Origin of the sequence: Vibrio paracholerae (genome assembly GCF_037672085.1) — a bacterium.
GTDB lineage: Bacteria > Pseudomonadota > Gammaproteobacteria > Enterobacterales > Vibrionaceae > Vibrio > Vibrio cholerae.
In genome coordinates this window covers 1,809,302-1,829,425 of the sequence record NZ_JBBHLM010000002.1, presented here as the reverse complement: position 1 = coordinate 1,829,425, position 20,124 = coordinate 1,809,302, and the positions used below count along the sequence as shown (strand labels likewise).

The 20,124-nt window shown below is 45.1% G+C and carries 17 protein-coding genes; 7 read left to right on the top strand and 10 right to left on the bottom strand.

Annotation, left to right across the window (positions count from 1 at the left end):
* Positions 1-152: 152 nt before the first annotated feature.
* Positions 153-2,033, top strand: coding sequence for a methyl-accepting chemotaxis protein (locus R4537_RS13440; RefSeq protein WP_071178439.1), 1,881 nt, complete (start codon positions 153-155; stop codon positions 2,031-2,033).
* 17 nt (positions 2,034-2,050) lie between these two features.
* Here R4537_RS13440 and R4537_RS13435 read toward each other — a convergent pair whose 3' ends face one another.
* The 3 genes from R4537_RS13435 to R4537_RS13425 form a co-directional block, all read right to left on the bottom strand.
* Positions 2,051-3,037, bottom strand: a complete 987-nt coding sequence (locus R4537_RS13435; protein WP_071178438.1) for a lipid A deacylase LpxR family protein — start codon at positions 3,035-3,037, stop codon at positions 2,051-2,053.
* A 177-nt stretch (positions 3,038-3,214) separates the two neighbouring features.
* Positions 3,215-5,491, bottom strand: coding sequence for a formate C-acetyltransferase (gene pflB / locus R4537_RS13430; RefSeq protein WP_071178437.1), 2,277 nt, complete (start codon positions 5,489-5,491; stop codon positions 3,215-3,217).
* 265 nt (positions 5,492-5,756) lie between these two features.
* Positions 5,757-7,298, bottom strand: coding sequence for a DUF3360 family protein (locus R4537_RS13425; RefSeq protein WP_071178436.1), 1,542 nt, complete (start codon positions 7,296-7,298; stop codon positions 5,757-5,759).
* Positions 7,299-8,006: 708 nt separating this feature from the next.
* Here R4537_RS13425 and R4537_RS13420 point away from each other — a divergent pair.
* The 4 genes from R4537_RS13420 to R4537_RS13405 all read left to right on the top strand — a co-directional run bounded on the left by R4537_RS13420 (position 8,007) and on the right by R4537_RS13405 (position 11,306).
* Positions 8,007-8,777 (top strand): ABC transporter ATP-binding protein, encoded by a 771-nt coding sequence (locus tag R4537_RS13420; RefSeq protein WP_071178435.1) that lies wholly within the window; start codon positions 8,007-8,009, stop codon positions 8,775-8,777.
* Positions 8,778-8,962: 185 nt separating this feature from the next.
* The gene (locus R4537_RS13415; RefSeq protein ID WP_071178434.1) at positions 8,963-9,739 is read left to right on the top strand and encodes an ABC transporter substrate-binding protein; all 777 of its coding nucleotides are present in this window, start codon (positions 8,963-8,965) and stop codon (positions 9,737-9,739) included.
* A 146-nt stretch (positions 9,740-9,885) separates the two neighbouring features.
* The gene (locus R4537_RS13410) at positions 9,886-10,626 is read left to right on the top strand and encodes an ABC transporter permease (RefSeq protein ID WP_000886243.1); all 741 of its coding nucleotides are present in this window, start codon (positions 9,886-9,888) and stop codon (positions 10,624-10,626) included.
* A gap of 2 nt (positions 10,627-10,628) precedes the next feature.
* Positions 10,629-11,306 carry an ABC transporter permease gene (locus tag R4537_RS13405; RefSeq protein ID WP_000347798.1) on the top strand — a complete coding sequence of 226 codons (678 nt, stop codon included), beginning with the start codon at positions 10,629-10,631 and terminating at the stop codon, positions 11,304-11,306.
* A gap of 58 nt (positions 11,307-11,364) precedes the next feature.
* Here R4537_RS13405 and xthA read toward each other — a convergent pair whose 3' ends face one another.
* The 5 genes from xthA to dinG form a co-directional block, all read right to left on the bottom strand.
* The gene (xthA, locus tag R4537_RS13400; protein ID WP_000864798.1) at positions 11,365-12,171 is read right to left on the bottom strand and encodes an exodeoxyribonuclease III; all 807 of its coding nucleotides are present in this window, start codon (positions 12,169-12,171) and stop codon (positions 11,365-11,367) included.
* Positions 12,172-12,382: 211 nt separating this feature from the next.
* Positions 12,383-12,595 carry a pleiotropic regulatory protein RsmS gene (gene rsmS, locus R4537_RS13395; RefSeq protein WP_071178433.1) on the bottom strand — a complete coding sequence of 71 codons (213 nt, stop codon included), beginning with the start codon at positions 12,593-12,595 and terminating at the stop codon, positions 12,383-12,385.
* The gene (locus R4537_RS13390; protein WP_071178585.1) at positions 12,596-13,144 is read right to left on the bottom strand and encodes a primosomal replication protein; all 549 of its coding nucleotides are present in this window, start codon (positions 13,142-13,144) and stop codon (positions 12,596-12,598) included.
* Entirely contained in the window at positions 13,144-13,920 is a 777-nt protein-coding gene (locus tag R4537_RS13385; protein WP_001881611.1) for a sulfite exporter TauE/SafE family protein, read from the bottom strand. The genes R4537_RS13390 and R4537_RS13385 overlap by 1 nt, the downstream gene beginning before the upstream one ends.
* A gap of 40 nt (positions 13,921-13,960) precedes the next feature.
* A complete protein-coding gene (dinG, locus tag R4537_RS13380) occupies positions 13,961-16,036 on the bottom strand; it encodes an ATP-dependent DNA helicase DinG (protein WP_071178432.1) in 2,076 nt (691 codons plus the stop codon).
* A 509-nt stretch (positions 16,037-16,545) separates the two neighbouring features.
* On the opposite strand from dinG, the gene R4537_RS13375 reads away from it, so the two are divergent.
* Both R4537_RS13375 and R4537_RS13370 read left to right on the top strand, forming a co-directional pair.
* Entirely contained in the window at positions 16,546-17,520 is a 975-nt protein-coding gene (locus R4537_RS13375; protein WP_071178431.1) for a porin, read from the top strand.
* 163 nt (positions 17,521-17,683) lie between these two features.
* Positions 17,684-18,346, top strand: coding sequence for a DUF2057 family protein (locus R4537_RS13370; RefSeq protein WP_071178430.1), 663 nt, complete (start codon positions 17,684-17,686; stop codon positions 18,344-18,346).
* A gap of 31 nt (positions 18,347-18,377) precedes the next feature.
* Here the strand turns inward: R4537_RS13370 and R4537_RS13365 are convergent, their stop codons facing one another.
* Together R4537_RS13365 and R4537_RS13360 are read right to left on the bottom strand one after the other, a co-directional pair.
* Positions 18,378-18,833: a YchJ family protein gene (locus tag R4537_RS13365; RefSeq protein ID WP_080483333.1), complete on the bottom strand. Its 456-nt coding sequence runs from the start codon at positions 18,831-18,833 to the stop codon at positions 18,378-18,380.
* A 61-nt stretch (positions 18,834-18,894) separates the two neighbouring features.
* Entirely contained in the window at positions 18,895-20,109 is a 1,215-nt protein-coding gene (locus R4537_RS13360) for an EAL and HDOD domain-containing protein (RefSeq protein ID WP_001903180.1), read from the bottom strand.
* Between the last annotated feature and the right edge of the window lie 15 nt (positions 20,110-20,124).

Below are 20,124 nucleotides of genomic sequence, written 5' to 3'. Positions count from 1 at the left end.
GACGCGAACAATCAATTTCAGTGAAAAATGGGTAAGTTCGGCATCCTAGGTCTAAACTTTTGCTATCCATAAAGAAAGAGTATCTGTTGCCAGTGGGCAAGCTGGCGAACTGAACAGTGCAGTGATGCAATATTTAAAAAGGAAGTGAAAAGATGGATGTCACGCAACTTTCACAAAAGCAAAAAATCACCTTATTTATCCTTGTACTTTGCTTGGGCTTCATCGGGTTAGCGGTTTTTACCGCGCAAAGTTTATCTAAGATGAACTCGCAATATCAACAAAGTGGCAATGTGACGGCGGGCTCTGCGGCTTTATTTGCGACTCAAGCACAGCTGTTTGAATTAGCCGCTGAGCGTGAGCATCTCTCCTCAAGCAAGGTGTCTGAGATTAAAACGCGCTTGGCTCAGCTAATGCAGAAAGTGGAAGGGGATAAGCGCTTTCTTGCCAAGAATAACTTTGCTAATGAAGGCAACGCTTTACAGCAAGCGGTGCAGGCTTTTAACGACGATATGCAGCCGTGGCTTGAGATTAAAGGCGATCTTGGTTTTAACGTCGATGATGGTAAGCTGGCCGATCTGAAAAAACTGGCAGCGACTATAGAAAAGAAAATTGATGAAACCGGAATGGTAACCATCAATTCCGATTTTCAAGCCATGATCAAAGCCCAGCAAAATTACTTATTACAACCGAATGAACAAAACTTGCGCTTATTCAATCGGGCGTTAGCGGGTTTTGTCAGCATGTCGCAATCTTACGCCATGCTCGATCTGTATAAAGCGGAAATTGAACAGTTTAAAACCACATTTTTGCGAGTCAGTGAGCTGTCGCAGCAAGTGCAAGATATTGAACAAAAATTGCTAAATAGTGAAGCGAAAGCACAAGGTGTTATTGAGTCAACTGCACAGCGGCTAGATGAGGTGAGTGGTCATTATCAATCGTTAGCTGAGAAAGCGGGTGAGCAAACCTTGCTCTCCATTCTAGTCGCTTGCGTGATTCTGGCGGTGTTGACCATATTGCTGTTTATGATGGTGAGTTTCTCGCTATCTAAAGCGTTAACGCAGATAGGCCGCGTATTAGAAAAGCTCTCTTCTGGCGATCTCTCTCAGCGCTTAGCTCTGACATCCAATAAAAAAGATGAATTTAATCAGTTAGCATTTGCGGTAAACAAAAGTTGCGAAAATCTCGGCGGCTTAGTGCATGTCGTGCAAGATCGTAGTGTGGCATTGTCGGGGGATGCTGTGGCGCTCAATCAAGCGATTGATAATCTGGTGCGCGGTCAGTCTGATGTGATGGATCAAACCCAAAGACTCGCGTCAGCAACCGAAGAGGTCAGTTTGACCACGCAGCAAGTCTCTCATTCTCTCGAAGTGGTCGCCAATGTGAGTAAAGCCTCGACTTTGGCGGCTGCGGAAGGCAGTAAAGTTATTAGTGCTGCGATTGGTTCTTTACGAGAGGTCGGGAGTATTTTGCAGTCAGCCGCCAGCCATATTCAGCAGCTAGAGCAAGCTTCCGCCAAAGTCGACTCTGTGATGGACATCATTAACGGTATCGCAGAGCAAACGAATTTATTGGCACTCAATGCGGCGATTGAAGCGGCTCGTGCGGGTGAGCAAGGCCGCGGATTTGCGGTTGTTGCCGATGAGGTGCGCAGTTTAGCGGTCAGAACGGTCAATGCAGTCAGCGAAATTTCCGGCACGATAGAAACCATGAAAAAAGAGAGTGCGGAAGTGATTTTGTTTATGAACCAATCAGAGCAGACCATGGAAGAAGGACAAAGCAAAGGTAATCAAGCCATGCAAGCGTTACAGCGAATTACCCAAGGGACGGATGAGGCCGCATCGCAAACGGAAAGAATTTTCTCGTCGATAAAAGAGCTGTCGGCAACCAGTCAAGCGATGGCTGACAGCATGAGCCAGATTTCGAGTGCAATGCAAGCGTTGGAGTCGTACAACACTCAACTGCGCGTGACCAGCCGTGAAGTCGAGACACGTGCAGGAAGTTTAGAGCATGATTGCCGACGCTTTACGTTGTAGAGCATCGGTTTTCCACGTTAGAAGAAAGCGTACAGAGCCACGTTACCGGTACCGCTAATCGACTCTTTATCTTCTTTAAATTCAGGAGTGTTAGCGGTAAAGGTTAAACTGGCTCCAAAACTACGAGCATACATAGCGAAACCGACCACAGCAGTGGCTTGCCACGGTTCAACATGCACTTGGTAATATTCGGCTGGTTGATCTAAGCCATGCAGCGGTCTGTCACCTTCAATCGTCACATCGTTAAATCGATAGCGACCCTCGATACCAGTGAACACAAACCAGCCTTGGTTGGATGCCCCAATCATGCCGGGAGTAAACGGATTCTCAACCGAAATTTGGGCTGCGCCAAAGTTGTTTTCTAAATCGGTTCCCCAGCGCAACATGAGTCCAGAGGAAAGGTCACTGCGAAAGTTGCCGATATTGACTTCAGAAATATTGGCCAGCTCTAACTCTGTGCCGGCTAAAGCATGGTAGCGACCCCAGTTAAAATGGGAGCGATAACCTAGGCTACCCACCAATTGATCTTCCACTTGGTATGCCCAGCCATTGGGCTCATCGGATTTCGTAATGCTGTGCACCAATTTTTGCGCCTCTTCTGACAAGGCGCTTTCCCCTGTCATCCCTAAGGTGAGATTAAAGCGTTGTGCTTGTTGGGGATGTAGGCTGAGGTAATTGAATTCAGTGTGTAAATAACCTGCATAGGGGCGTTCATTCGATTGTGGTTTGGTCAATTCAATATCAGAAGGTGTCCACATTTTATGCCCAAGGGTGAATTCCCACTTATCCAAACTGGGAGCGCCCCAAATGGATAAGCTGAGTGGTTTCACAGCCCAATAAGGGGTAATAGCTCCAGAGGTATAGCTCAGGAAAAGGCCATTGGTGTAATTTTGATCTACCCCGAATACACCGTCGTTATCGATGCTCAAAGAGAAGGTTGAAGTCTGCGCCGCAGCCGCGTAAGTACTGATGAACAGTAAAGGTAAATAGCGAATCGATTTCATGGTTAGTCGACTATGTCTCGGAGAAATAAAACAAAAGCTCATCAATCATGAGCTATTGTGGCGAATAAACCTAATAGAAAAAAGCACAAATGTGCCGTGAGATACAGAAATACATGATGTAGTGCGGAAAAACAAAAAGCCCCGTCGAAACGGGGCTTTGAAGAGGCTCACTAAATCTTATAGAGATTCAGTGAAAGTACGAGCGATAACGTCTTGTTGCTGTTCAGCAGTCAGAGAGTTAAAGCGCACTGCGTATCCAGATACACGGATAGTCAGTTGTGGGTACTTCTCTGGGTGTTTAACTGCATCAAGCAGAGTGTCACGGTTTAGAACGTTAACGTTCAGGTGTTGGCCACCTTCGATACCGGCTTCGTGGTGGAAGTAACCATCCATCAGACCAGCAAGGTTGGCACGCTGAGAGTTCTCATCTTTACCCAGTGCATTTGGCACGATAGAGAAGGTATAAGAGATACCGTCTTTCGCGTGAGCAAATGGCAGTTTACCTACTGAAGTCAGAGACGCTACCGCACCTTTCTCGTCACGACCGTGCATTGGGTTTGCACCCGGTGCGAATGGAGCACCTGCACGACGACCATCTGGCGTGTTACCTGTCTTCTTGCCGTATACCACGTTTGACGTGATAGTTAGGATAGACTGAGTTGGTACTGCGTTACGGTAAGTTTTCAGTGAACGAATTTTGTTCATGAAACGTTCAACCAGTTCACAAGCGATGTCGTCAACGCGTGCATCGTTGTTACCGAATTTTGGATAGTCGCCTTCGATTTCAAAATCGATAGCTACACCGTCTTCGTCACGAATTGGTTTTACTTTCGCGTACTTGATTGCAGACAGTGAGTCAGCAGCCACAGACAGACCAGCGATACCACACGCCATAGTACGGTATACATCACGATCATGCAGCGCCATTAGAGCCGCTTCGTAGCTGTACTTGTCATGCATGTAGTGGATAGCGTTCAGTGATGTGACGTACTGTGTTGCCAACCAATCCATGAAGTGATCCAGTTTGTGCCATACATCGTCGAAGTCGAGCACTTCGTCGGTGATCTTAGGCATTTTTGGACCCACTTGGATTTTCAGCTTCTCGTCCACACCGCCGTTGATAACGTATAGCAGTGTTTTAGCAAGGTTAGCGCGAGCACCGAAGAACTGCATGTGTTTACCAATCACCATTGGTGATACACAACATGCGATAGCGTAGTCATCATTGTTGAAGTCAGGACGCATCAAGTCATCGTTTTCGTACTGGATAGACGAGGTATCGATAGACACTTTTGCACAGAACTTCTTAAAGCCTTCAGGCAGCTTTTCAGACCAAAGAACCGTGATGTTTGGCTCTGGAGATGGACCCATGGTGTACAGTGAGTTCAGGAAGCGGAAGTTAGTACGTGTAACCAGCGTACGACCGTCCAGACCCATACCACCCATAGACTCAGTTGCCCAGATTGGGTCGCCAGAGAACAGCTCATCGTACTCAGGAGTACGTAGGAAACGAACCATACGCAGCTTCATAACGAAGTGGTCGATCATTTCTTGCGCTTCAACTTCTGTGATCTTGCCAGCTTTCATGTCGCGCTCAATGTACACGTCCAAGAAAGTTGAAGTACGGCCAAGAGACATTGCAGCACCGTTTTGAGACTTCACAGCCGCTAGGTAGCCGAAGTAAGTCCACTGGATTGCTTCTTGTGCTGTTTCAGCTGGGCGAGAAATATCGTAACCGTATTTCGCTGCCATCTGTTTCATTTGGCCAAGCGCACGATGTTGTTCTGCAATTTCTTCACGCAATTGCATGGTCATTTGCAGATCTTCGCCAGTTTCAAAACGCTCTTGCAGAGACTTGAACTGAGCCAGTTTATCCTTCATTAGGAAGTCGATACCGTACAGAGCCACACGACGGTAGTCACCGATGATACGACCACGGCCGTAAGCATCTGGAAGACCAGTCAATACGCCTGATTTACGACAAGCCAGAATTTCTGGAGTGTAGATGTCGAATACACCTGCGTTGTGAGTTTTGCGGTATTCAGAGTAGATTTTTGAAACTTGTGGATCCAGTTCACGACCGTATGCTTTGCATGAACCTTCCACCATGCGGATACCACCGTTAGGGATGATAGCGCGTTTCAGTGGAGCATCGGTTTGTAGACCAACGATCTTTTCAAGATCTTTGTTGATGTAGCCAGCGTCGTGAGCTGTGATGGTAGAGATAAGAGAAGTGTCGAAGTCAACAGGAGCGTGAGTTGAGTTTTCCTGTCTGATACCTTCCATTACTTTAGCCCAAAGCTTGTTGGTCGCTTCAGTACCTTCTGAGACTAGGAAAGATTCGTCGCCTTCGTACGGTGTGTAGTTCTTTTGAATAAAATCACGAACGTTAACTTCGTTTTGCCAGTCACCTGCCGCAAAACCTTCCCAAGCTTTAGCAAATTGCTCTGCCATGACATACCTACCTTTATGAGTAGAAAAAACACGTACTGTTTTCGCCGTTGAGCCAGCTATCCCCGAGGGGAGCAGTACACTCTTCAATAACGATATCCAAATTCACACTGTGACTATTTGAATATGGATATCGCTATTAGTTCCTTTAATGTAGCCACTCTACGCTAAAAATTTTTCGTAAACCTTAAACTAAATCAATAAAAGTTAAAAAATTAAAATAAAGTTTGGGTAGCGCAGTCAGCGCTACCCAAATCAAGAATGGCGATTATAACCAAGCTTGCAGACCGTATTGGCTTTCCAGCATGCCAACAGCAAGCATAGCAACCAAACAGATGATTAGCACACCACCGGGGATCAAAACTTTGTCTATGAATGACAATTTTGCAGCGCGCTCTTTGTCACCAATCAGACCATTGTTGTCCAGAAGCATAGTCAAAGCCCAAGCTAGTACAGGGTTTACCACCGCTGAACCGAAAATACAGATACCTGCTGCTTGTGAGTCTTTGGTGTTCTTCACCATTTGCATGCCTGCTTCAAGGAGTGGTAAGAATACACCCACTAGCAAAGCACAGCGCATAACCGGTGGCCATACTGCCGCATCCATTGGGAAACCAAGAATCGCAATTGTCATCACCAAACAGCCGAGGATGATAGCTCCTCCTGGAATTGGGCGTTTCGCAATCGCCGCTGGGATCATGTATGTACCCCAAGAAGAGGTGATGTTACCGCCACCCAGAGAGGTGCCCACCATTTGACGGATAGAACACATAGTCATGGTGTCATCCACATCCATTAATACTTTTTCAGTACGTTTTGGATAGTTCAACTCTTGGAAGATACGGTGGCCTAAGAAGTCTGGCGACCACATCGCTACGGCAAGAATCGCAAATGGTAATGAAGCAATGAAATGTTGCAGATTTGGCATTCCCAACATCCAACCTTGCTCAGTGCTGCCCCACCAATAAACAGGGTTTAGGTTTGGCAAGCCCATTTGGGTTTCAAATTTCAGGTCAAAACCCGCACCTAAAGCAAGCGCAATCACAAGGCCAGTAAATGCACACACCGGGATCGCTAACCAGCGCAGGTTAAACTTAGCGAGCAGAGCATAAATCACGATGTTCACGCCAAGCACGACAAGACCAATGTAGCCCATGCTGCCTGCCGCAACGTCGGCAGATTGCAAGCCAACGGCCCAATCTTGTATTGAGGTGATTTGGCTCATGGCTCCAGTGAAACCAAGGAAAATAAGTAGGCCACCAGCCGTCCCCTCAGAAGTGAGGTTGACCAGTTTTGAACCACCCTTGAAGTAGCTGAGCAATAAACCAAAAACGCCGAGAAGAATAGCAAGAGCAAGAGGGTGAGCGCCGGCCAGAGCGATAGAGCCAATCAGAGGAATCATTGGGCCGTGGTTGCCAGCAAGGTTAGCGCGAGGGTTTAAGAAACCTGAGGCAATCACACAGAAGAACAGCGCAGGGAAAAGCATTTCCACACGTGCGACTTCGATAGCAAACTCTTTGCCTAAGTTAATGTGGTCCCACGCTTGAGTTAAACCGTCGGCCCAAGACATCATTACAGCAGAATACATGGCAATAATGCCGATAGTTCCAGCGAGTGCAGGAACTAAATCTTCTAGTTCAAAGCGGAAATCTCGCCCTGGTAAGTTGAGACCAAAGCGGCGTGGTTTCATGATCTGCAGTTCATGATCCAAGTATTCTGAGCGAGTTGCAAACTCAGACGCAGGACGGTGAAGCTCCCGGTAGCTTTTCGTCTCAATGTCTGAGCGCTCTTTGTTCATAACGTCTGACATATGATTCCTCATATTTGTAAAAGTAAGTAATTCAGTGGTGAATACTGTTTAATTGCATGCATAAAGAAAGTGTTGAAGCGTTTCTGACACGAGTCAAATGGGCTACTTCTAACACAAATACTGATCATTATGATGACCTTATATTTGTGGCGAGTTTAACGTGCTTATCAATAAGGGCGATTGATCTTGATCACTTTACGAATAAATATGAAAGAAAACTACACATGCCTAGTGATATCAGACACATAGGGTGCATTTGCTTTGAAATATTTTTTCATCTTGCGAGTTTTATTACGCTTTAAAACGTTGAAAAAGGATCAGAAAAATGCAGGCTTTGCTAACAGTAGAAGTGAGGATGTGTACGGAATGTGACATTGTTAAAAATTTATTAATAATTTTATCTTACCAGAGTGACTATTTATTAATCGTGTGATGTGCAAGTTATTGGGCGTTGTAGATAAGTACTAAGTCCGCTTGAACATAAGAAAATTATGCGATTGGAATGAAAGCATTCAGTAAATGTGAGAGTAAATTGTACCAAAAAGAGAAGAAGATGAATCGACTTATATTTGCATTAGTGTGCAAATTAAATCGTTATTCAGTCATATTTGTTGGGTTAATAATTTGTTGCGCGGCTTTGGGTTGAGTGTTAGCTTGTTTCAAAAATGAACAGTGAAGTTCATTGATATAAACAGGGAGCGTTAGCGCATGACAGATGTACCCGCGCTTGAAATTAAGAATTTGCACAAAACTTTTGGTCAGAATGAAGTGCTGAAAGGCATCTCCCTTCAAGCACAAAAAGGCGATGTTATTTCCATCATTGGATCGTCAGGTTCTGGCAAAAGTACTTTTCTTCGTTGTATCAATTTATTAGAAACTCCCACTGCGGGTGAAATCTGGGTCAAGGGTGAATTGATTCAGATGAAAACCACGCATCAAGGCATAGTGCAGCCAGCCAAAGAGAAGCAAGTGCAGCGCATCCGCTCACGTTTAGCCATGGTGTTTCAGAGTTTCAATCTTTGGTCACACATGACCGTGCTTGAAAACGTTATTGAGGCTCCGGTACACGTTCTCGGTGTGCCCAAAGCGCAAGCCATTGAGCAAGCCGAGCGTCTACTGCGCAAAGTCGGTTTATACGAACGTAAAGACTATTACCCCGGACACCTTTCGGGTGGTCAACAACAGCGCGCGGCGATCGCACGGGCTCTTGCCGTAGAGCCTGAAGTCATGTTGTTTGATGAGCCGACTTCAGCACTCGATCCGGAACTTGTCGGTGAAGTACTGGGCGTAATGCGAGATTTGGCAGAAGAAGGCCGCACTATGTTAGTTGTGACCCATGAGATGGCGTTTGCTCGTGATGTCTCCAATCATGTGATGTTCTTGCATCAAGGCAAAGTAGAAGAGCAGGGTAAACCTGAAAAACTGTTTAAAAATCCTGATTCTGAGCGGTTGAAGCAGTTTATTTCGTCTATTTATTAGATGGGCAAATCGAGAGCATCTATTGTTTCGAAAGATGAGATCGGCGGTTGCTATGGACACTGTGGTTACTGATAAGAATAGCGAGCAGTCGAGCCTGAGTTTTGAAGAGTAATTTTTAAGTAAGAAATTGATATTACAACAATAGTAAACACAACATTAAGACAAACAATCACAGGAGTATGGATATGAAAAAGTGGTTAGTTGCGACAGCATTAATTGCCACAACAATCAGTGGGGTAACGCAAGCCAAAGAATGGAAAACAGTACGTTTTGGTATTGAGGGCGCTTATCCTCCGTTTAGCTGGACAGAAGCCGATGGCTCTTTGAAAGGGTTTGACGTGGATATGGCCAATGCGTTGTGTACTGAGATGAAAGTCGAGTGCAAAATCGTACCACAGGATTGGGATGGCATTATTCCGTCTTTGTTAGCGCGTAAGTACGATGCCATTATTGCAGCGATGTCGATCACTGAAGAGCGTAAGAAAAAAGTGGATTTCACCGGTAAATACGCACTGATCCCAAACAAATTTATTGCTAAAAAAGGTGCGAATTTAGCCTTTACTAAAGAAGGCTTGAAGGGTGTTAAAATTGGCGTGCAACGTGCAACAACCCACGATAAATACATCACTGACAATTATGGTGGTACTGTCGATATCGTGCGTTATGGTTCGTTTGATGAAGCGTATTTAGACCTTGCCAATGGCCGGATCGCCGCAGTATTAGGGGATGCCTCCGCATTAGAAGAGGGCATGCTCAACAAACCCGGTGGTGATGCTTATGAATTTGTTGGCCCTTCACTGACAGACCCAAAATGGTTTGGTGAAGGTATGGGCATAGCGGTGCGCAAGCAAGACAAAGAGTTAACCGAAAAACTCGATGCGGCGATCACGGCACTGCGTGAAAAAGGGATTTATCAACAAATACAAGCCAAATACTTCAAGTATGACGTTTACGGTGAATAAAAGCGTTCTTATCACTTCGAGTTGCCGTCCACAGGACGGTAGCTTGAAATCATGGATTCGCGATTAAAGCTCACTGTATTTCGGGTTGTTGGCACTCGTTCCTGATGTCACCAACAACCCGTAATCCAACTCAGGGAACGAGTCATATGCTGGATTTACAAGGCTATGAAGCCTCTATTCTGAAAGGCGCGCTGCTGACTATTGAAGTTGCCGTGCTGTCCCTTTTGCTAGCGATGCTGCTAGGTATGTTAGGCGCACTCGCTAAAATGGCACCCTACCGCTGGGCTCGAGCCATTGCGACACTCTATACCACTATCATTCGCGGTATTCCGGATTTAGTACTCATGATGCTGATCTTCTTTGGTGGGCAGATTTTACTCAACAATGGTCTCAGTTGGTTTAATGAGTTCATCAACCAATGGCTGACAGCCCGAGATCCGAATCATGAATGGGTAGCCTATCTGCCCGATTATGTAGATATCAGCCCTTTTGTCGCGGGCGTGTTAACTATCGGCTTCATTTTTGGGGCTTATATGGCGGAAACGTTTCGTGGCGCAATCCTTGCCGTGGATAAAGGTGAATTGGAAGCGGCGAAAGCATACGGTATGAGTGCAGCGATGAGCTTTCGGAGAATTTTATTACCGCAGATGATTCGCCATGCTATTCCTGGGTTTGGCAATAACTGGCTGGTGCTGCTGAAAACGACCGCTCTTGTCTCAATCATCGGCCTTGAAGATATGGTACGCATCAGTTCGCTGGCCGCTGGCTCGACCAAGATGCCGTTTACCTTTTACATGGCGGTGGCCATCATCTTTCTATTTTTTACCAGTGTGTCGACCGGTTTGCTCAAGCTGCTAGAACGTAAATTCAGTATTCATACGAGGTAAAGATGGACTTTTCTCTGATTATCGACAGTTTGCCTATTTACCTAAGTGGACTTTGGACCACTGTCTGGCTCGTGAGCCTTTCACTCGTAATCGGCTTGCTGTGCGCCATTCCGCTGGCGATTGCCCGAAATAGCAAGCAAAAATGGTTTAGCCTTCCGGCATGGGGATACATCTATTTTCTGCGTGGAACGCCACTCTTAGTGCAGCTTTATCTGATTTATTACGGTATGGATCAGTGGTTTCCGGTCAAAGATACCTTATGGGAGCATGCTTGGTTTTGTGCTTTGGTGGCCTTTATCTTAAATACCTCGGCTTATACGGCGGAAATTATCCGTGGGGCGATCAACGGGCTTCCGAAAGGTGAAGTAGAAGCTGCCAAAGCTTATGGTATGAGCCGTTTTCAAACTTACCAAAGAATTATTTTACCTAGTGCGCTGCGTCGTTCCTTACCTGCTTACAGTAATGAAGTGATTTTTATGCTGCATGGCAGTGCCGTGGCAGGGATCGTCACCATCATGGATTTGACTGGCGCGGCACGATTAGTCAATTCTCGATACTATGCGCCATTTGAAGCTTTTTTGAGTGCAGGGCTGTTTTATATGGCGCTGACTTTCATCATTTTGTGGTGTTTTAAACAGGCGGAACAACGTTTTCTTGCCTACCTAAAGCCTCGCAGCTAAATAAAAAATCCCCATCAATGTCGATGGGGATTTTTAAGTAAGCCGTCAGAGCACTCGATTACTTGAATGTTGCCCAGATAGGCGCATGATCGGAAGGTTTATCGATCGCTCGTAACTCATAATCGATGCCAGCCTCTTGGCAGGTTTCAGCTAGCGTTGGTGTTGCCAAAATCACATCGATTCGAAGTCCACGGTTGTCTTCAAAGCCGCGTGAGCGGTAATCAAACCACGAAAATTGGTCACTGACGTCAGGATGCAATTGGCGGAAAGTATCGACCAGTCCCCAATCTAAAAGCGTTTGTAACCATTCACGCTCTTCAGGCTGGAATGAACATTTTCCTGTTTGCAGCCAGCGTTTGCGGTTGGCTTCACCGATCCCGATATCCAGATCGAGTGGGCTGATATTGATGTCACCCATCACGACCAGACGCTCTGAATTACTGCGGTGTTCACGCAGATAGGTCATCAAATCACGATAAAACTGACGTTTGTAAGGAAACTTGGTTTCGTGTTCGACGTTGTCACCTTGTGGGAAATAGCCATTGAGAATGGTGGTCTTTTGCCCATTTTGATCAGCGAATGTCGCCATGATCATGCGCTTTTGGTGTTCTTCATTGTCGGTTGGAAAGCCTTTGATCACTTCGACAGGCGTTTGTTTGCATAAAATGGCCACACCGTAGTGCGCTTTTTGACCGTGAAAATAGACTTGATAGCCCATGGCCTCGACTTCTTGACGAGGAAACGCCTCATCATGGACTTTGATCTCTTGTAGGCCAATCACATCAGGTTGATGCTTGTCGATCAACGCTTGCAGTTGATGCAATCTGGCTCTGAGTCCATTTATGTTGAAGCTGATAACTTTCATTGCGATTCCTTTTGGTTGACTTGGGGCTGATGTTATCACCTAAGCTCGGGATCTCAAGTCCGGCGAATTATTGGTTCAATAGTGAACCAACAAAGTAAGAAAAAATAAGATCCGAAAAAGTGGGTAGGAAAATTGTGTGGCTGTCGTTTGAACAACAAACTCTCGTCGGGCAGTTTAAAGTGAACTGAGGCCAAGCGTTGTCAGACGAGAGTTACTCGTCTGACAGGGGAGCGATGGTTTGTGGTTGAATACTGGGTGATACTGCAGCGTCTGCCAGTTTTTGTTCAAAATCGCGTTTGACGATCTCAAGCGCAGCAAGCGCGATCTGGGGCTCAATCGCATGAGACTCTAATAAATAGATAAGATCGACCGCGAGTTTGATCTCATCAGAGGCTTCATTCAGTGGAATCGATGGAGTCGACATTTACGCTTTTCTCTCTTGAGTAGTAATTCGTTTCTCAATTTTTATTTTTGCTTCACGGCAGCGGTTGAGTCGCTGCTCAGATTGCAACAGAGCTTGCTGAGCCGCCGCTTTCTCTGTTGCTGAGGCTTGCTCAAGCAACAGGGCTTTATCACGCACCAAATCCATCAAACGACGTTCCCAATCTTGATGTTGAGCTAGCTCCTGATAAAGCTCATTAATGGGTTTTTTAAAATAAGCGTGCGGTTTTGGTTCGTTACGACGCACAGTTTGAGTTGAAAGCTCACGAGTCAGTGCGGCGATTTGTGCAAGTAGCCGTTCAGATAAATATTCCGCGCGCAATGCCGTCAAACGTCCACTCTCTTTTTCACGGATTAAGGCTTGCAGTGTTGAATGAGCTTCTTCAACACAAGGTGTTAATAGCTTTCCGTGGCAATGGAATAACACCTCATCAAATAACGGGCGATGATGTTCACCACGTTGACGGTCGAGCTGGGCGGCAGAATGCTTGAGCTCGTTGAGAATCGTATGAAATTTGTTGTAGCTCTCCATCATCCCACCCACCATGCGTCATAAGCCAATTTCCCCGCCAAAATGGTGACCACTAAAATAAATAGGGGACGGATAAACGGCGCTCCAAAGCGAATGGCTGAGTGAGCTCCGACGTACGCACCTGCCATCAAACAGACTCCCATGGTCAAACCCAACAGCCAATCAATATGACCGAGTAGTGCAAAAGTCACCAGTGAGGTGAAATTACTGGTTAAGTTCATGGCTTTGGCAAGTCCCGAAGCCAGCAGGATATTGAAGCGATACAGCGCCATTGAGCTGACCGTCCAGAACGCGCCAGTGCCAGGACCCGCTAAGCCATCATAAAATCCTAGCCCTATGCCTTGCAGGATCTGCTTGCGATGCAATTTAGGACATGGTTCAGGTGTGACACTTTGTTCCGTTTGATGGGGGCGATGCAAAACCGTATATAAAGCCGCAGCCAGAATAATCAGCGGGAGTACTTTACGTAGCCAATCCGTGCTGATCGCATCAACGGCCAAGGTGCCCAGTATGGCGCCAATCAAGGTTGCAATAAAAGCGCGTTTCCAACATGCAGGATCAAAGAGTTTTTGACGATAGTAAGTCCATGCCGCGGTTGATGAAGCAAACGTCGCAGCTAATTTATTGGTTCCCAAAGCCAAATGAGGCGGTAAACCTAGCGAAAGTAGTGCTGGCACGGTCAACATTCCGCCGCCGCCTGCGACCGCATCGATAAATCCGGCAATAAAAGCAACAAGAGCCAGCACCATTATCGTGGTGGGTTCTATCCATTCCATCAAAAGCGCAATCCTAATTGTGGTGAGTTAATCGTTATTATCAGTATTCAATCGTGCGCTTAAAGGGCGGTAAGGCATCCAACAACGCTTTTCCGTAACGCTTTGATACTACCCGCCGATCAAGGATGACCACTCTACCAGAATCCCGCTCTTTGCGCAGTAGACGCCCAACCGACTGGATGAGCTTTTTGCTGGCTTCAGGAACGGTAATTTGCATGAAAGGGTTACCGCCCAGCTCTTGAATATATTCGGCATGGGCTTGTTCTACCGGAGAGGTTGGAACGGCAAACGGGATTTTGGTGATGATCAGATTTTCGAGGAGTTCACCGGGCAGATCTAGACCTTCCGAAAAACTTCCAGTGCCAAATAAAACACTGGTTTTCTGTTTTTCAATCAGCTTTTTATGTTTATTTAGAATTTCTGATCGAGATTTCTCACCTTGCACCTGCAGTGCCCAACCACGTTTGGTGAACTCGACTTTTAAAGACTCTGCCACTTCACGCATTTGCCAATAAGAAGCAAAGAGGACCAAATTGGCTTTGTCAGCTTGCAGATAACACAATACTTTTTTGGCTAAATAGGCGGTATAGCCCTCGGCTTGTGGCTCCATGTCCATTTTGGGGATCAGCAATTCACCTTGTGTGGGGTAATCAAATGGCGAGGCTAAAGCTAAAAATTGCACTCCATCTTCCACTTTGTCACTGATCCCTGCTTGCCTGCAGAAGAAGCTGAATGAATTTAATGCTCTTAAGGTCGCAGAAACTAATATCGCCCCCACACAGCGGCTCCAAATCTGCTGATCCAGTTGCCAGCCGATTTCCAGAGGCGAAACACTGACTAAATAGTCACCTTCTCGTTCAGGACTGACTTCAAGCCAGCGCGCTAAAGGCGCTCCCTTATCTTTGTTGGGTTTTGCCATTAATTGCCATACTTGGGTCAAGTTTTCTAAACGCTGTACGTAAAACCCCAATTCGCCCAACGCAGGTTCAGCGATGCGTGTTGCGAGTTCGCCTTCTTTTACTTTTTCAGCAATTAAATCAGCTACTTTACTCACAGATTGCATCGCTTTTTGTGATGACTTACTGAGAGCTTGTGACTCATCAGCCAGCCATTGTGGTAACTCGCCGTGCTCAAAACGGTAAATTCCCTCAACAAATTGTTCAGCCACAAACTGTTTGGGTAACTGATTCAAAGTCGGGATTAAGTACTGTATCGCCGTGCGCGCCTCTTCAGCGAATCGCTCGGCACGTTTTTCATCACCTAGAGCGGTGAACTTGGATAAGGATTGATTGAGCTTTTCTAACCAGCTCGCGGCTCCTTTTAACGTCGCGGCAGCCGATGCATGCTCGCGCGCGACCGTAGGGAGATGGTGCGCTTCGTCAAAAACATAAATCGTTTCTTCGGGGGCGGGCAGGATAACGCCCCCACCTAAATCCGCGTCGGCCATTACTAGGCTATGGTTAGCAATAATCACATCGGCCTTATCCAGTTCTGAACGTGCCTTCTGAAATGGACAGTGGCGATGAGCACTAAAGCTGCCATTACAGCTATGTTTATCGCTGACAATGACTGACCACAATTCATCACTAATCGGGCTTGGCCAGCCATCGCGGTCACCATCCCATTTCCCTTGGCTCAGGGCAGTATGCAGCTCTGCAAGCAGCTCTGTCTCATGAGGTTTGGGTTTACTTTCAAATAGCGCGATTTGCCCATCATCAATCCCACAGGCTGCGGCTAAACGTTCGCTACAACAATAACGTTGACGGCCTTTCGCAAGAATAAATGAGAAGTTTTGATCACTGATCCTGCGATAAAGCGGTAAGTCTTTATTGAGCAGTTGCTCTTGAAGGGCCACTGTGGCTGTGGAGATCACGACTTTCCGCTTATTGACCACCGCCACGGGGATAACCGCCATTAAGTAGGAGAGAGACTTGCCTATGCCCGTTCCTGCTTCTGCCACTAACATTCGAGTCGATTTGTGATAAGACCCACAAAGGGTTTTGGCCATCTCGGCAACTAAGAAATTTTGAGCGCGACGAGGAATGAAGTTTTCCAATTGATTTTGTAAGTTTTGATAACTGTTGCGAATGGAATCTTGAATGTTTTTTGTCAGCATAGAGGTGTCCAAAGTGCGATGGCACGATGGTAGCACAGATCACTGAGTGATACCTACTTCACGAAATCGTGTGCTTTTGATAGAAATCTAGATCTTGTTCACAAATAAAAACTGAACCTTCAGGAACTTAAATTTATTTTGTTTTATAAAAAATATATAGCTCCAAATCCTAGGTTTAATTTTTATTAATATCCTAATTTTGCCATTTATGTGTTAATTTTTGGAATTTAATGCTGTTTTCTCGGGTTGTTGTGAGTCTGTGATTTGGCCTATTTTTGTTAAGAAGTCAGCCGAAAAAAATCATGAAAACAATGTAATTTGTTGAATTTAAAGATTTTATGTTTTTTTTCTTTGTTTTTTTTATGGTATTTGACATACAGAATATTCTTTTGCAATCTTAACCACGAATCTAATGGCGGTGGTGACCAAACAAAGAGTTGGAAAACCATCATCAAAAAACAGGGAACCGGACAAGGAATTCCCATATTAAGAAAAGGCAGTGGATTAACATGAAAAAAACTCTATTAGCACTCGCAGTGCTTGCAGCCGCAGGCTCTGCAAACGCAGTTGAAATTCTAAAATCAGACGCAGGTACCGTTGATTTTTACGGTCAAATCCGTGTTCAGGCTGATTTTGAAGAACACAAAGATGCCACTTTGAATGCTGGTTCATCACGTGCTGGTGTGAAAGCGAAATATACTCTTGAGCAAGGTGTTGATATTCTAGGTGAAGTAGAATTTAGCATTCGAAGCCAAAAGGGAACTGAAGCTGATAAGTGGGATGTACGTAAGCATTGGTTGGGTGTTGGTACTGAATATGGCTCGCTAAAGTTTGGTAAACAGTCTGTTATCGCTGATGACGTATACGGTGCTGAATACTCTTACGTATATGGCCAGAGTGACGGTGTATTGTATCCAATGGCTTGGTTGAACAGCTCATTGATCAAATATGAATTTACTCACGATTCATTCTGGGTAAAAGCAAGCTATGGTTTACCTGAAAGTGATGCAGCTAATCCAAACGAAGAATTGTTAGAACTGTATGCAGGTACTTCTTTCGGTGACTTAGCATTACATGCTGGCGTTGGTCAATGGGAAAAAACTCCAGGCGATGAAACTAAATTCTATGAGGTTACTGGTGAATACACACTAGGCAGCACTTTGTTTGGTGTAACTTACTCTGCATTTGATAAAGATGGAAAAAACAATGACCAAGATGCAGTGAGCTTGGGTGTCACTCATCAGCTAACTAAGACTCTTAAACCTTATATCGGTTACCAAATGGTCGATTTCGAAGTCGGTAATGATATATGTAAAGATAAAGCAGGGAATAAAGTAGAATGTAAGGATACAGACTACGGCTATCTAGGTCTCGAATACAAGCCAGCATCATGGTTCCGTACTTATGCTGAGTATGGTTACTCTAAACAAGAGACTAAAGATTCTGAGAACAAGTTCGCTATCGGTGCGCGTGTTTACTGGTAATCTTTACCTCTCGTCTCATAGTTCAAGCTCGGCAATGTGCCGAGCTTTTTTATTTTATGAACACATTGAACTTCACCACACTGTTTGATGTTTATGTGGTTGATATTGCTGTAGCCTAAGTTAGGAAGTATTTTGAAGTGAATTAATAGAAGGTAAATAGGAAATGAAGAAGTTTTATGGTGTTATAGGGTTAATCTATATTCTGAGCTCGGGTTCTGTACTGGCAAATATTGAGTTGAATTTACCGGCAGAAATTGACTTGTTATCTGTCAATATGCATTCCCCACAACTTGATGGGCAATTGTTTGGAGACAAAAAAGCTGAGCTTAAAAATGGAGAAAACCAAATTGTATTTCGTTATATATCCAGTTTCAATGAGCGCGAAGACGTTACAAAAGTTTATAGTGATGTAATCATAGCGAAATTTATTGCCTCAGATGTAAATTTAAGCTTTGAGCTTCCTAAATACAAAGATGCAACGGAGGCTCGCAAAAAAATCACTCATCTCGAATGGAAACTTGTTGATGAGTCTGGCCGAGAAATCATCAAACAAGAAGATACTCTTCCTAAAGCTGGAATCCAGTTAGGCCGGAATTATAACCATGAGGCTACTGAGTATAATCAAAAAGGCGGGATTGCTGCTATTGGCTACACTAGAGTTATTTTGCCAACTCCCAACCACGAAACAGCAGTAGATACAAACCTAAAACTAGAAAATGCCTCAACGATACCCCAGAATAACTTAGAACAACTTCAACTTTGGTATAGCAAAGCCTCAAAGGAAGAACGCAAAGCGTTTAAGAAATGGATGGTCGATCAAGAATAAGCGAAAGCCTGCGCATGCAGGCTTTACTCTATTATCCACAGCACTTTTTATATTTCTTGCCACTACCACAAGCACAAGGGTCGTTGCGGCCTTGTTTGATGGCGGCGGGAAATTCACCGTCAATATAAAACCAACAGTTATTTTCTTTGAGAAATCGAGAACGCTCTTCAAGACAAAACGCTTTACCCTCTTGCTCAAAAAACGCTTTAAAGTGAACAAAACCTTCGTTAGGGGTTGCGCCCATTTGGGTCGAAATGATCTCAAGGCGAAGCCAATGGCTATGTACCGATTCGCTAATCGCATCACGCTCATTACTGGCTTGGCAAGAGGGATGGTATGTTTCAATCACAAACTCAACATTCTTTAAAATATGGGCACTAAAACGTGCTCGCATCAGCTGTTCAGGAACTTGAGCACTGTGAGGATTGAGATGAATAGGTTCGCAACATTGCGAGTAAGGTTGAGTATTTCCGCAATAACAGGACATAGAAATGATAAACGTTGAGTAGGTAGATGGAGTTTATCGGCCCGTAAGCGTAATTACCAGTTTAGGTTTGTACACCAAGAAGATCCGCTGTCCATTTGACGGCTTCGATATAGCATTCCGTTGGCGCCTCGTTTGGAAGGTTAAGTGCTTGTCCAAGAGCCACGACTTGCCCCCAATCTGCCATTTCATAAGCTTTATTCAATGCCAATATTTGCCCTAAAGTACCACTGCCTTGAGTTAAAGCTTGTTTGACTTCTTCCTCGATGGGCATTTCTTTGACAATGGAATCAAGAGACTGATCAAGTAGGCTGTCTAGCACAGAAAACATGCCGGTTAGAAATCCGGTTCCAGGGGCGATGTTTGTCGGCACTCGTTCACTGAGCATTTCGCAAAAACGGGCGCGTAGAATGGCAAGGTTGTATAGATAATCAGGCTTAGAATCTTGTGTTGAAGCAATCGCAACGAGCGAAATGAATTTACGGAGTTTCTGTTGCCCTAGATAGACCAGCGCTTGACGGAAAGATTGGATTTTTGAACTCACTGTTGCTGAAGAGTTTACGAACGTGAGTAGCTTATATGAAAGAGAAATGTCTTTGGCGACAATCGTTTCAATTTCACGAAAATCAACTTCGGGTTTCGCGACTTCTTTAAGTAGTTGCACAATGGTCAGAAAAGAGGGTTGCAGGGCTTTGCGCTGAATAATTTCAGGCTTACTAAAAAAGTAACCTTGAAAATAGTGGAAACCCGCTTGCTTGGCCTGTTCAAACTCTTCGTAGGTTTCAACTTTTTCGGCCAGAAACTCAATTTTCATGGAGCGCAGTTTATTGATAAAGAGCTTGGCTTTCGGGATAGGCACGAGACGAATATCAAATTTGATAATCGAGATATAAGGTAGAAATGCTTTCCAATCATTGCTTGGGATAAAATCATCCAGTGCAATTTTGTATCCGAGCTGAGCCATTTTTTTGATAGCGCTGAGCAGTTCAGGGGTTGGTGGGCAATCTTCAAGAATTTCGACAACCAGACTTTTAACCGGAAACAGCGTGGGCACCATATTGAGTAAACTTTGATAAGGGAAGTTTACGAATCCAAGAAGATCACCCAGAGTGCTGTAGTGTGCGGTCAAGAAATGATCGGAAAGGAGGCGGCTAGTGGCTTCCTCGGGATCGATGTCTGGAAACGTGTTTTTAGGCCCATCACGAAAGAGAAGTTCGTAACCGATGGTGCTTTTTTCACGATCCAATATGGGTTGTCTAGCGACATACGAGTACTTCAAAGATTTACCTATTTT